Annotated in this window: 12 protein-coding genes; 5 read left to right on the top strand and 7 right to left on the bottom strand. The window is 66.2% G+C overall.

Translation table 11 applies throughout. From position 1 onward, the window contains the following. Positions 1-224: 224 nt before the first annotated feature. Genes NXY83_RS08260 through glnA form a run of 3 tightly spaced genes read right to left on the bottom strand, consistent with a single transcriptional unit; the run spans position 225 to position 5,130 of the window. Positions 225-779 carry a GNAT family N-acetyltransferase gene (locus NXY83_RS08260; RefSeq protein WP_258805601.1) on the bottom strand — a complete coding sequence of 185 codons (555 nt, stop codon included), beginning with the start codon at positions 777-779 and terminating at the stop codon, positions 225-227. Next, positions 769-3,780, bottom strand: coding sequence for a bifunctional [glutamine synthetase] adenylyltransferase/[glutamine synthetase]-adenylyl-L-tyrosine phosphorylase (locus NXY83_RS08255; RefSeq protein WP_258805600.1), 3,012 nt, complete (start codon positions 3,778-3,780; stop codon positions 769-771). The genes NXY83_RS08260 and NXY83_RS08255 overlap by 11 nt, the downstream gene beginning before the upstream one ends. 9 nt (positions 3,781-3,789) lie before the next feature. Then, on the bottom strand, positions 3,790-5,130 hold the full coding sequence (gene glnA / locus NXY83_RS08250; protein WP_258805599.1) for a type I glutamate--ammonia ligase: 1,341 nt from the start codon (positions 5,128-5,130) through the stop codon (positions 3,790-3,792). A gap of 278 nt (positions 5,131-5,408) precedes the next feature. Between glnA and panB the strand changes: the two genes are divergently transcribed. Next, positions 5,409-6,305 carry a 3-methyl-2-oxobutanoate hydroxymethyltransferase gene (gene panB, locus NXY83_RS08245; RefSeq protein WP_258805598.1) on the top strand — a complete coding sequence of 299 codons (897 nt, stop codon included), beginning with the start codon at positions 5,409-5,411 and terminating at the stop codon, positions 6,303-6,305. Positions 6,306-6,422: 117 nt separating this feature from the next. Here panB and NXY83_RS08240 read toward each other — a convergent pair whose 3' ends face one another. Further along, a complete protein-coding gene (locus NXY83_RS08240; protein ID WP_258805597.1) occupies positions 6,423-6,590 on the bottom strand; it encodes an SPOR domain-containing protein in 168 nt (55 codons plus the stop codon). Positions 6,591-6,712: 122 nt separating this feature from the next. Between NXY83_RS08240 and map the strand changes: the two genes are divergently transcribed. The 3 genes from map to NXY83_RS08225 all read left to right on the top strand — a co-directional run bounded on the left by map (position 6,713) and on the right by NXY83_RS08225 (position 9,268). Next, positions 6,713-7,591, top strand: a complete 879-nt coding sequence (gene map, locus NXY83_RS08235) for a type I methionyl aminopeptidase (RefSeq protein ID WP_258805596.1) — start codon at positions 6,713-6,715, stop codon at positions 7,589-7,591. Between the two features lie 102 nt (positions 7,592-7,693). Next, the gene (gene ppgK, locus NXY83_RS08230; RefSeq protein WP_258805595.1) at positions 7,694-8,497 is read left to right on the top strand and encodes a polyphosphate--glucose phosphotransferase; all 804 of its coding nucleotides are present in this window, start codon (positions 7,694-7,696) and stop codon (positions 8,495-8,497) included. Between the two features lie 3 nt (positions 8,498-8,500). Beyond that, on the top strand, positions 8,501-9,268 hold the full coding sequence (locus NXY83_RS08225) for an SDR family oxidoreductase (protein WP_309484128.1): 768 nt from the start codon (positions 8,501-8,503) through the stop codon (positions 9,266-9,268). Positions 9,269-9,350: 82 nt separating this feature from the next. On the opposite strand, the gene nrdR is transcribed toward NXY83_RS08225, so the two are convergent. The 3 genes from nrdR to NXY83_RS08210 form a co-directional block, all read right to left on the bottom strand. Beyond that, entirely contained in the window at positions 9,351-9,857 is a 507-nt protein-coding gene (gene nrdR, locus NXY83_RS08220) for a transcriptional regulator NrdR (RefSeq protein ID WP_258806111.1), read from the bottom strand. Between the two features lie 132 nt (positions 9,858-9,989). After that, entirely contained in the window at positions 9,990-11,363 is a 1,374-nt protein-coding gene (gene hisD / locus NXY83_RS08215; protein WP_258805594.1) for a histidinol dehydrogenase, read from the bottom strand. Positions 11,364-11,372: 9 nt separating this feature from the next. Continuing rightward, positions 11,373-11,960, bottom strand: a complete 588-nt coding sequence (locus NXY83_RS08210; RefSeq protein ID WP_258805593.1) for a hypothetical protein — start codon at positions 11,958-11,960, stop codon at positions 11,373-11,375. A 127-nt stretch (positions 11,961-12,087) separates the two neighbouring features. Between NXY83_RS08210 and NXY83_RS08205 the strand changes: the two genes are divergently transcribed. Further along, complete coding sequence (locus NXY83_RS08205; RefSeq protein ID WP_258805592.1) at positions 12,088-12,588, top strand: flavin reductase family protein; 501 nt, start codon at positions 12,088-12,090, stop codon at positions 12,586-12,588. The last annotated feature ends 48 nt before the right edge of the window (positions 12,589-12,636 follow it).

Here is a 12,636-nt window from a genome sequence, read left to right as displayed (position 1 = left end):
CGGATATCCGGTGGCCGCCTTCGTGCTGCCCCGCGGCGCCACTGCCGGCCCGCATTAAAAGGTGGAGGCCCGGCTCCAGACGTGCTGAGACCGGGAGCCGGACCTCCTGACAAATGCCCCCCGAGACGAAGACTGTTCGAGCCTTCCCCCCAACAAGGTTGGAGAACACCGCCACCCACATAGTCTGGCAAACGCTTATTGAGCGCAATGGCACCCCGCGGATGTTACCTCATCGTGGCATGGGCAAAATCCCGGAACATGGTCCGTTGCGGCCCTGCCGAACCTCCGTTGTATTGGCCATGGTCGACAAATCCGGCGCGGCGGTAGGCGGACAGTCCCGCCGGATTTGCTTCGTTGACGGACAGTACGACGCCGGCCTCCCCGGTCTGGTGCCTGGCGGTCAGTTTTTGGGCGGTGGACACGGCCGTTGCAGCAGCCCGGGCACCCAGGCCCCTGCCTTGCTGCCGCCGGTCGATCAGGAAGCCCCTCAGCAGCCATGCGCTGTGGTCATCCGGCCAACCCGCCAGCCGCGCCGCTCCGCTCTGCAGGGTCAGCATGCCCACCGCCCGGCCGCCGGATTCGATAATGTAGGGCAACCGCGAGTCCTCCTCCAGCCCGGCAAGGGCCATCCGCAGGGGGTCGCCCACGAATTTTTCCTGTCCCGGCGCAAGCTGAAGCCCTGCTGCCGCGCCCAGCTGGATGGCGCGGCCGTCAGCATCAAGATCCTGCAGCGAAATGAGCCAGACGCTTCCGTCAACGCGCAGCAAATTACTGGCCATAGAAAACCCGTTCAAAGACGCCACGGGCCCGCCGGCTGACACGGAGGTAATCCTCTTCCAGCGCAGCGGCATTCCCCGGTTCGTAACCGCACCATCGGGCCACCGCTTCGAGGTCGCGCCGGGAAGACGGCAGGAGGTCGGAGGCCTTGCCGTTCCAAATGACGTTGGCGGACCTGATCCGGCTGGCCAGCCGCCACGCCTGGACCAGGAGTTCGGCATCGTCCTGCGACAGCAGGTCCAGCCGGGCTGCAGCTTCCAGCGCCGCCACCGTTGAAGTGGTCCGCAATTCCGGGTGCCTGCCTGCGTGCTGAAGCTGGAGCAGCTGGACCAGCCACTCGACGTCGCTCAGGCCGCCGCGGCCCAGTTTGAGGTGCCGGGCCGGATCCGCGCCGCGGGGCAGTCTTTCGGATTCCACCCTCGCCTTGATCCTGCGGATTTCCCGGACATCCTGGTCCGAGACCGATTCCGGATAGCGGATGGCGTCGATGAGTTCCAGGAAGTCCCGGGCCAGGTCGTCGTTACCGGCCATCGGGCGTGCCCGCAGCAGCGCCTGGGCTTCCCAGATGAGCGACCAGCGGCGGTAGTACTCGGCGAAGGAGTCCAGGGACCGCACCATGGCACCGCTCTTGCCCTCCGGCCGCAGGTCCGCGTCCATCTGGAGAACCCGCTCCGCCATGATGGCCGGCTTCAGCGGCTGGGTCAGCAGGCTGGAGATCTTGGCGACGATCCGGGACGCCTGATCCTGCGCCTCCTCCTCGGAGAAGCCAGGGAAGGCGCGGTGCACGTACATCACGTCGGCGTCCGATCCATAGCCGATCTCGCGGCCGCCCTGGCGTCCCATCGCCACCACCAGAACGGCGGTTTTCAACGGTCCGTTGCCAGAGACGATGCCTTCCGCCACCCGAAGGGCACCCAGGACGGCTGCCCGGTCGGTGTCGGCCAGGGCTTCACCTACCTGGCCCTGGTCCAGCAGCCCGGCAGAGTCAGCGATCGCCACCCGCAGGATCTCACGCCGGCGGATCAGCCGGATAAGACGCATGGCACTCCCGGGATCGGCGTGGCGGGACATCTTGGAGGTGATTTCCTGCCACTGCGCCTGGAACGTCACGGGAACGAGATCCTTGTCCTGGCCCAGCCATGCCACCGATTCAGGGGACACTTCCAGCAGGTCGGCAATCAGCCGCGAATTCGAAAGCATATGGCACAGGCGCTCTGCGGCAGCGTTGGAGTCCCGCAGCATCCCCAGGTACCAGTGGGTGGTGCCCAAGGCCTCGCTGACCCGCCGGAATGCGAGCAGCCCGGCGTCAGGGTCCACTCCTTCAGCCAGCCAGTCCAGGAGGATGGGCAGCAGCTGCCGCTGCAGCGCGGCGCGCCGGCTGACCCCTGCGGTGAGGGCTTCGATATGGCGCATGGCGCCTTGGGGGTCGCGGTATCCCAGGGCTGCAAGCCGGCCCTGGGCGGCTTCCGGCGACAGCTTCGCGTCCTCGGTGCTGAGTTTGGCGGCCGTGTTCAGCAGCGGCCGGTAGAAAATGCGTTCATGCAGTTCACGGACCGAGCGTTTGGTCTTCTGCCAGGCGGCCAGCAGCGCGTCAGGGTGGGGCCGCTCATTGGAGAATGGGCCCAGGACTGCTTTGGCCAGCGCCCGCAATGCTGGTTCGGCAACGGGCATGAGGTGCGTCCTGCGCAGCTGGAAAAGCTGGATCCGGTGCTCCAGCAGCCGCAGGTAGCGGTAGGCATTGTCAAAAGCGGCGGCGTCTGCCCGGCCTATGTAGCCGCCTGCGGACAGGGCGGCGATAGCGGAGGTGGTGTCCCGCCGCCGCAATGCTTCATCCGCTTTGCCGTGCACCAGCTGCAGCAGCTGGACCGTGAACTCGACATCCCGAAGTCCGCCGCGCCCCAGCTTGATCTGCCGCTGCTCCTCCGCAGGTGGAATGTGCTCGGTAACCCGCCGCCGCATCGCCTGTACCGATTCCACGAAACCGTCGCGGCCCGCGGAACTCCAAATGAGCGGTGCCACCGCGTTTTCGTACCGGCCGCCAAGGTCGGCGTCGCCGGCGATGGTACGGGCTTTCAGCAGCGCCTGGAATTCCCAGCTTTCAGCCCAGCGCGCGTAGTAGGTCTCGTGCGAGGCAAGGGTGCGTACCAGGGGTCCGGACTTGCCCTCGGGCCGCAGGTTCGCGTCCACTTCCCAGAGGCCGGGTTCGCGCGCCACGGAAGAGATGGCGCGGGAAATGCCGCTGGCCAGGGCTGTGCCAATGGTGTTGGCTTTGGTGTCCTCCAGGTCCCCGCCGTCCACGACGTAGATGACGTCGACGTCGGAGATGTAGTTCAGCTCCCGGGCCCCGCATTTGCCCATCCCAATGACAGCCAGTCCGACGTTGGCCACGTCGGCGGCGCTGTACTGGTCCGCCGCTTCGGCGCGCGATACCGCCAGGGCCGCCTCGATGGCTGCCCCGGCGAGGTCGGCAAGTTCCCCGCCCACAGCGGGCAGGAAGTCGAGCGGATCAGCGGCGCACAGGTCCTTGACGGCAAGGTCCACCACTCCCCTGCGGTAGGCAGTGCGCAGCGCTGCGTACGCCTCTGCGCCGGTGGTAGTTGCAACCGGGCGGGCGGCCCGCGGATCCGCGCCCACTGTCTGCAGGAGGGTGGCGCGCAGCTCCGCCGGATCCGCCGGCAGGGGCTCGGGGCTGGCACGGACGCTGAGGGCTTCGAGGTGCTCGGGATGCCGGATCAGGAACTCCCCCAGCGCCTCCGATGCGCCCAGCACCCGGTACAGCGGTTCGCTGGTTTCCGGGTCGGCGGCAGCCAGCGTCCGCAGGTCGGGATGTTTTTCGATCAAACGGACCAGGCACTGGAGGGCGGTGTCCGGGCTGGCCGCCATCTGCAGCCCGGCGAACAGCGTGTCCTGGTCAAGCCCTTCCAGTTCCGGGGCAGCGAGGAACCGCTCGCCCTTTTCCAGGTCACTGAAACCGGCCGCGATGAGGCGGCGTGCCAGGCTCACGCCCGCAGCCTAAAGAATACCGAGGTTGCGCTGCAGTTCGTAGGGCGTCACCTGCAGCCGGTAGTCCTGCCATTCCGCACGCTTGTTCCGCAGGAAGTGCTCGAAAACCTGCTCTCCCAGGATCTGGGGCATCAGTTCCGAATCTTCCATCGAACGGATCGCATCGTGCAGGCTTGCCGGCAGCGGATCGTGTCCCATGGCGCGGCGTTCGGCCGAGCTCAGCGACCAGACGTCGTCCTCGGCAGCTGCGGGGAGGTCGTAGCCTTCCTCGATGCCCTTCAGGCCGGCCCCGAGGAGCACGGCGTAGGCCAGGTAGGGGTTCGCGGCCGAGTCGATGCCGCGGTACTCGATCCGGGCCGACTGGCCCTTGCCGGGCTTGTACAGGGGCACGCGGACCAGGGCGGAGCGGTTGTTGTGGCCCCAGCTCAGGTAGCTCGGTGCTTCGCCGCCGCCCCAGAGCCGCTTGTAGGAGTTCACGAACTGGTTGGTGACGGCCGTGAATTCCGGTGCGTGCTTGAGGATGCCTGCGATGAACTGGCGGGCGGTCTTGGACAGCTGGAACTCCGCGCCGGCCTCGTAGAAGGCGTTGGTGTCGCCCTCAAAGAGGGAAAAGTGGGTGTGCATGCCGGAGCCCGGGTGCGCCGTGAACGGCTTTGGCATGAACGTGGCGTAGGTACCCTGCTGCAGCGCAACTTCCTTGATCACAGTGCGGAAGGTCATGATGTTGTCTGCCGTCTGCAGGGCATCAGCGTAGCGCAGGTCGATCTCGTTCTGGCCGGGTCCACCCTCGTGGTGGCTGAACTCGACAGAGATGCCCACGGACTCCAGCATGGTGACGGCGGTGCGGCGGAAATCCTGGGCCACGCCACCGGGGACGTGGTCGAAGTAGCCGCCCTCGTCCACCGGCACCGGTGCACCGTCCGGACCAAGCTCCTTTGACTTCAGCAGGTAGAACTCGATCTCCGGGTGCGTGTAGCAGGTGAAGCCCATGTCCGCAGCCTTGGCCAGGGCCCGTTTGAGGACGTTGCGCGGGTCTGCGGCGGAGGGCTCGCCGTCGGGCGTAAGAATGTCGCAGAACATGCGCGACGTCTGTTCCGTCTCGCCACGCCAGGGCAGGATCTGGAAGGTGGACGGATCCGGCTGCGCCAGCATGTCCGACTCGAAGACACGGGCCAGGCCCTCGATGGCGGACCCGTCGAAACCGAGCCCTTCTTCGAAGGCGCCTTCAACCTCGGCGGGCGCCAGGGCCACAGACTTGAGCGAACCCACGACGTCGGTGAACCACAGGCGCACGAAACGTACGTCGCGCTCTTCGATTGTGCGCAGGACAAACTCTTGCTGGCGGTCCATGATGGCCTCTTCTCCGGTCAACGTCCATGCTCCGGGGTCCGCAGGATGGGGGATGCCGGCAGCAGTTCACAAACACTGTACTAAGCATTCGACGCCGATGCTGGAGCCGGCGCCGCCCGTAACACACCGTTAACACCTTCCACCCCCATCATGGCCCCGCGCGCGCTGTTTGGGGCCCCCTGCTGCGGTGAGCGGCGGGCCCCTTTATGACGCTAATCACCAGCGCGCGGCGCTGCGGGCGGTAGCTAGGACGGCCGGTACCGCACTACGCTCATGCCATGGCTTCAAGCAACAACTCTGACTCAAGCGTGTCCGCCGACGTCCCCGCCGCCTATGGCAGCGGGCCCGGACCGGCAGCCACGCCCACTTCGGGGACGAAGCCGGCCAAGGTGCGCGTCCACCATCTGCAGCAGGCCAAGAAGGACGGCACCAGGTTCGCGATGCTGACGGCCTACGAACAGTACACGGCGGAGATTTTCGACGCCGCCGGCATTGAGGTGCTCCTGGTGGGTGATTCCGCCTCCAACAATGTCTTCGGCAACGAAACCAGCCTTCCGGTCACCGTGGACGAACTGCTCCCCCTGTGCCGTGCCGTCTCCAGGTCCGCCAAACGCGCCATGGTGGTGGCCGACCTGCCCTTTGGCAGCTATGAGGTTTCTGCGGAGCAGGCCGTGTCCGCGGGCGTCCGGTTCCTCAAGGAAGGCCTGGCGCACGCCGTCAAGATCGAGGGCGGGGCGTACTATGCGCCTACCGTGCGGGCCATGGTCCAGGCTGGAATCCCGGTCATGGCCCACATCGGCTTTACGCCGCAAAGCGAGCACGCGCTGGGTGGATACCGGGTGCAGGGCCGCGGCGGTGACGCCCAGCGGCTGATTGACGATGCGGTTGCACTGGCAGACGCCGGCGCGTTCTGCGTGCTCATGGAAATGGTGCCGGCGGAAACCGCAGCCGCGGTGGATGCGGCCGTCACTGTTCCCACCGTGGGCATCGGCGCCGGCAAGGAAACCACGGGACAGGTACTCGTCTGGCAGGACATGGCCGGACTCCGCGGCGGCCGGATGGCCAAGTTCGTCAAGCAATACGCGGACCTGCGCAGCACCCTCCTGGACGCTGCCACGGCCTACGGCGACGATGTGCGGTCAGGACAGTTTCCCGGGCCCGAACACTCGTTCTAGCCTGGCGTCCGGCCCAAAGGTCGGCACGCAAAGGTTCCGGACCAAAGGTACCGAACCACGGGTCCAGCCCGGACTTTGCTGCCGGCCCGGACCAAAGGCGGGCCGGCGCACGGCCCGTCAGTCGTCGTCGTCGTCCTTTTCCCAGGCCTCGTTGCGGGCCCTGACCTTCTCAAGGGCGTGTTCGGCTTCTTCCCTGGTCTTGTAGGGGCCGATCAGCTGGCTCCAGTCCGAGAGCCGATCCTCTTCCACCTCATGGGTTTTGATGTTGTACCAGTACTCAGTCATCGTTGCTCCCCGTTCCGGCAGACAGGGAAGCTGCAGCGTGATCCGCGTAACTTAAATTCTTACGCAGGTACTCCGCGGCTTCCGGTTGTTAGGCGTTCTGTGGTGCCTTATATGATCAATCTATGCCTTCCCTTGCCTCGACTGCACCCATCGGCACCCTCACCCCCGGTACCGTGGGCCCGCAGCGTCCTGTCCCGGTCTCCATCCCCCGTCCGGAGTACGTCGGCAAGCCCGCGCCCGCGAAGTTCACAGGCTCTGAGGTCAAGTCCGCCGGGACCATCGAGAAGATCCGCGTCGCCGGAAAAATAGCGGCCCAGGCCATCGTGGAGGTGGGCAAACACATTCAGCCCGGCGTCACCACGGACCAGCTGGACAAAGTGGGCCACGAATTCCTCCTCGACCACAACGCCTACCCGTCCACCCTCGGCTACCGGGGTTTTCCGAAGTCCCTGTGTTCCTCGCTGAACGAGGTCATCTGCCACGGCATCCCTGACAGCACGGTGATCCAGGACGGCGACATCATCAACATCGACATCACCGCCTACATTAACGGCGTCCACGGCGACACCAACTACACCTTCCTGGTGGGCGACGTGGACGAGGAATCCCGCCTGCTGGTGGAGCGGACGCAGGAATCGCTGAACCGGGCCATCAAAGCCGTGGCACCCGGACGCGAAATCAACGTCATCGGCCGTGCCATCCAGTCGTACGCCAAGCGGTTCGGCTACGGTGTGGTCCGCGACTTCACCGGACACGGCGTGGGCGAGGCCTTCCACACCGGCCTCATCATCCCGCACTACGATGCGGCCCCGGCATACAACACAGTCATCGAGGCCGGAATGGTCTTCACCATCGAGCCGATGCTCACCCTGGGCACCGTCGAATGGGACATGTGGGCCGACGACTGGACCGTGGTGACCAGGGACCGCAAGCGGACCGCCCAGTTTGAGCACACGCTGCTGGTGACCGAAACGGGCGCCGAGATCCTCACCCTGCCCTAGCTTCATGCACTGACCATCATGTCCGGTTCCTGACCGGACATCCATCCGGGCCGGCCACCGGCCGCCCTTCCCCTGCCCGCACCTGCCACGAACGGAAACCCATTGGCCAAGAAGGACGAGAAGTCGCACAAGAACGCCCCGCTGATCGGCATCGACATCGGAGGAACGGGAATCAAGGGCGGCATCGTCGACCTCAAGAAGGGCAAGCTTCTGGGCGACCGCTTCCGGGTGCCTACCCCGCAGCCGGCCACGCCCGAAGCTGTGGCGGAAGCGGTGGCCCTGGTGGTGGCTGAGTTGTCGGCCCGCCCTGAGGCTCCTGCCGCCGATTCCCCCGTGGGAGTGACCTTCCCGGGCATCATCCAGCATGGCGTGGTGCACTCGGCCGCAAACGTGGACAAGAGCTGGCTGGACCTCGACATCGACGCACTCCTCACGGCCCGCCTCGCCAGGCCCGTAGAGGTCATCAACGACGCCGACGCCGCGGGCCTGGCGGAGGCGCGCTACGGTGCCGGCGCCGGCGTTGCCGGAACCGTCCTGGTGATCACCCTCGGAACCGGCATCGGTTCGGCCTTCATCTTTGACGGAAAGCTTGTCCCCAACGCCGAACTCGGCCACCTGGAGATTGACGGTTTCGACGCGGAAACCAAGGCCTCCGCGGTAGCCCGGGAACGGGATGGCCTGACCTGGGACGAATACAGTGTGCTGCTGCAGCGCTACTTCTCCCACGTGGAGTTCCTGTTCTCCCCGGAACTGTTCATCGTTGGCGGCGGCATCTCCAAGCGGGCTGACGAGTACCTGCCCAACCTGAAGCTCCGCACGCGGATCGTACCGGCTGTCCTTCGGAACGAGGCCGGCATCGTGGGCGCCGCCATTGAGATCGCCCTGAAGCACAAGCTCGCGAAGTAGGCGGTGCGCACTCCCATGCCGTCCGGGCGCGGGGTTATGGTGGTCACCGGTGCCAGCCGGGGCATAGGTGCCGCCGTCGCCCGCCTGGCTGCCCGCCACGGCTATGCCGTCGTCGTCAATTATTCGGTTGATGCCGCCGGTGCTGCCTCAGTGGTGCAGGAGATACAGCACGACGGCGGCACGGCCGTCCCCGTGCAGGCTGACGTCAGCGATCCTGCCGCGGTCCGGTCCCTGTTTGATGCCGCCTCGGGGCTGGGACCCCTGGCGGCTGTGGTGAACAACGCCGGCATTACCGGGAACCGGATCGGCAGTCTCGTGGACATGACCGCAGAAAACGTGCGCAGGGTCATGGATGTCAACATCAGCGGGACCATCTTTGTCTGCCAGGAGGCTGTGCGGCAGCTGAGCGCTCTGTCCGATGGCCCCGGCGGATCGATCATCAACATTTCATCGACAGCCACCAAGGCAGGTTCGCCGGGGACCTGGGCACACTACGCAGCTTCGAAGGGGGCAGTGGACGTCCTGACCGTCGGCCTGGCGTCCGAAGTGGCCGGTCAGGGAATCCGGGTCAATGCGGTGGCGCCGGGAAGCACCAACACCGGACTGCATGCTGCGGCGGGTATGCCGGACCGGGTGGAACGGCTTAACTCGACCATCCCTATGGGGCGGGGCGCGGAGCCGGAGGAAGTGGCCGCTGCAGTCCTGTGGCTCGTGTCCGGCGAAGCAGACTATATTACCGGCGCGGTGCTGCCGGTTTCCGGTGGCCGGTAACGGAGCCCGCGCTTCAACAACCGTGCGATAAAAGTGGTGCCGGTGGCGGCTGTGGCTTCCCCTCCACTACCGCCACCGGAGATTACAGTGGACTCTTCTCGGAGCCCTTGGCGCTCTTGGCTGAAGTTCCCTTGGCCTCTTCATCGGCCTCGTGGCGCAGCAGGGAAATCGCCGTTTCGAAGTCCTCCAGGGATTCGAACGCCTGGTAAACGCTGGCAAAGCGCAGGTATGCCACCTTGTCCAGTTTCTGCAGCGGACCCAGGATGACGAGCCCCACCTCGTGGGCGTCGATTTCGGCGGCCCCGGAGGACCGGATCTGCTCTTCAACTTCCTGCGCCAGCAGCGCCAGGTCGTCCTCGCTGACCGGCCGTCCCTGGCATGCCTTGCGCACCCCGTTGATCACTTTGCTTCGGCTGAAGGGCTCGCCCACGCCGGAACGCTTGATCACGGACAGGCTGGTGGTTTCAACGGTCGTGAAGCGGCGGCCGCACTCGGGGCACTGCCGGCGCCGCCGGATGGCCGAGCCGTCGTCCGCCATGCGGCTGTCCACAACGCGGGAATCAGGATTGCGGCAGAACGGACAGTACATGGCGTCCCTCTCTCGCATGGTCCCGGTGCCGGGACTTCCCAATGAACGGCGCAGTCAGGCCGCGCCGTGGCGTCTTCCAGTTTACGGGCACATCTTGCGTAATAACAACCCTGTAATTACTACATGTAGTGCTCAGGAGTCCGGGAAACGCGCGGTCACCGCGTCACCGTGGGCCGGCAGATCCTCCGCGCGTGACAGGTTCACGATGTGGCTGCTGACTTCCTCAAGCGCTGCCCTGCTGTAGTTGACCACCTGGATGGCCCGCAGGAACGTGTTGACGTTGAGCCCGGATGAGAAGGCCGCTGTACCGCTGGTGGGGAGTACGTGGTTGGAGCCTGCGCAGTAGTCGCCCAGGCTGACGGGGCTGTAGTCCCCGACAAAGATGGCCCCGGCGTTCCGGATCCGCGCTGCCACGGCAGCAGCATCCCTCGTCATGATCTCAAGGTGTTCTGCCGCATACGCGTCGCAGGCGGCGATGCCTTGCTCCAGGTCCTCCACCAGCACCACGCCCGACTGCGGCCCGGACAGGGCTTCCTTGACCCGGGCCGAGTGTTTGGTGGATGCCGCCTGGCGGTCCAGCTCTGCGCGGACTGCGGCGGCCAGGTCCTCGGAATCGGTGATGAGCACCGAGGCGGCCTGGGGGTCGTGTTCGGCCTGGCTGATCAGGTCCGCCGCTACGAGGGCCGGCTGGGCCGAGGAATCAGCCAGGATGGCGATCTCGGTGGTGCCGGCTTCCGAGTCGATGCCGACCACGCCTTTCACCAGGCGCTTGGCCGTTGCCACGAAGATGTTGCCCGGGCCCGTAACCACGTCCACGGGCTCAAGCACGGGCCCGGCCGCCGTTCCTGCAACGCCGTAGGCGAACGCGGCGATGGCCTGTGCTCCACCGATCGCGTACACCTCGCTGATTCCCAGCAGTGCCGCCGCGGCGAGGATGGTGGGGTGCGGGAGGCCGCCGAACTCCTTTTGCGGCGGTGAGGCCAGCGCGATGGACTGCACGCCCGCTGCCAGGGCGGGAACCACGTTCATGATCACGGAGGACGGGTAAACAGCCAGGCCGCCCGGCACGTAGAGCCCCACACGCGCCACCGGGACCCAGTTCTGGCTGACTACTGCGCCGTCGCCGAGTTCGACGTCGATGTTGCGGGGGCGCTGCCCATCAGCGAATCTGCGTGCCCGGCTGATGGATTCCTCCAGTGCCCCCCTGACCGCCGGATCCAGCTGGTCCAGCGCAGCGGCCAGGGCTTCCTGCGGAACCCGGGGGTGGTCCTGGGCGACGCCGTCGAACCGGAGTGCCAGCTCGGCAAGGGCCTCGAAGCCCCGCTCCCGGACCGCCGAAATGATCTCCAGGACTTTTTCTTCCGCACTGGCGACCGTGTGGCCCTGGGCCCGCGGCACGGCTGCCCGGAGGCCCGCGAGGCCAAGGCTCTGTCCCCGCAGGTCAACGGTGCGAAAGTTCAGGGCGTCAGTGGCGGGCGTGGCAGGAAACTCCGAAGAAATGGTCACCCGGCTATTTTACGGGGCCGGACGGGTGCCCCGCTCGGAAACGCCGGGGCCTGCCCAGTCACCGGTTCCGGCCTGCCCGGCGGCGTGCGGGGAACCGGGCCCGCCACCGTCGGGTTTCTTCCCGAGCAGGTGCAGCAGTTCCATGACGAAGACGGCCACCGCCGTTGCCGCTGGCCACATCAGCAGCACCGGCAGGGCGCGCAGCGAAAAAGCGATACTGGCATTGGCTGATGCATCCACGGGTGCTCCCCACAACCGGGCGGCCAGCATGCCTGTCTGCCAGGCGAGAAGGTTCCCCACGAGGGCACCGGCCAGCCCCATCAGCAGTGCTGCCTGCGGATCCGAGCGCTTTTTGTCGGCCAGGAACACGGCCAGCAGGCAGCCGGCGAAGAGCATAAGCCCGGCAAGGGTCAGGTCACGCGGAAGCCAGACCGCAGGGTTGCCGCCGCTGCCGAGGGCCTGGTCCCTGGTAATGAGGTTGAGGCCCCCCGGCGCGAGCAGCCACCACAGAATGCCTGCGGGAATCCCCGCCACCGCCGGAACCGCCAGCACGGTCCACGGCAGCCGTGACGGAGTACGGCGGGAGAGTTTCATCATGCAACAAACCTTAACAAATGTTCAGGGCGGCAATCCGGTGACGTGGTGCGTCTGGAGTTTCCCCACGGAGGCCGGCGGACAATACGCTTGGAGGAAGCACGAAGCCATTCAGCTGTCAGGAGTTCCGGTGACCGACAATAGCGCGCCTTTCGAGCGGACGTTTCGGGAAATGTTCCGCCGCCATGCCGCCGGGGTTGCCATCATTACAGTGAACTACCAGGACGAGCCCTTCGGGTTTACGGCAACATCCGTGGCTTCGCTTTCGGCCAAGCCTCCGCGCTTCACGTTCAACATGGCCCGCAGTTCCAGGTCCTGGCCTGCGGTGGCCAACACCACCTACCTGGGCGTCCATATGCTGGGCCTCGAGAACCAGGGACTTGCCCAGCGCTTCGCCGGCACCAGCAACCGCTTTGAGGGGGATCACTGGGAGGTGGGACCGCACGGCGTGCCTGTCCTCAAGGACGTGGCAGGCTGGCTCATTGGCGAGGTGCAGATGCGCCTGTCCTTTGAGAACAACGCCGTGGTGGTGGTGCAGGTGGTGGATGGCCAGGTGGGCGGGGATGGTTCGCCGCTGCTGTACCACGGCGGCGGATACAGCCAGCCGGTCCCGCTTGACTACGAGATCTGAGAGTCTTCCCCCAACCAAGCAGCAGCCGACGGCGGTACCTGCTCCCGC

The organism is Pseudarthrobacter sp. NS4, assembly GCF_024758005.1.
GTDB lineage: Bacteria > Actinomycetota > Actinomycetes > Actinomycetales > Micrococcaceae > Arthrobacter.
This window is presented reverse-complemented; position numbering and strand designations above follow the sequence as displayed.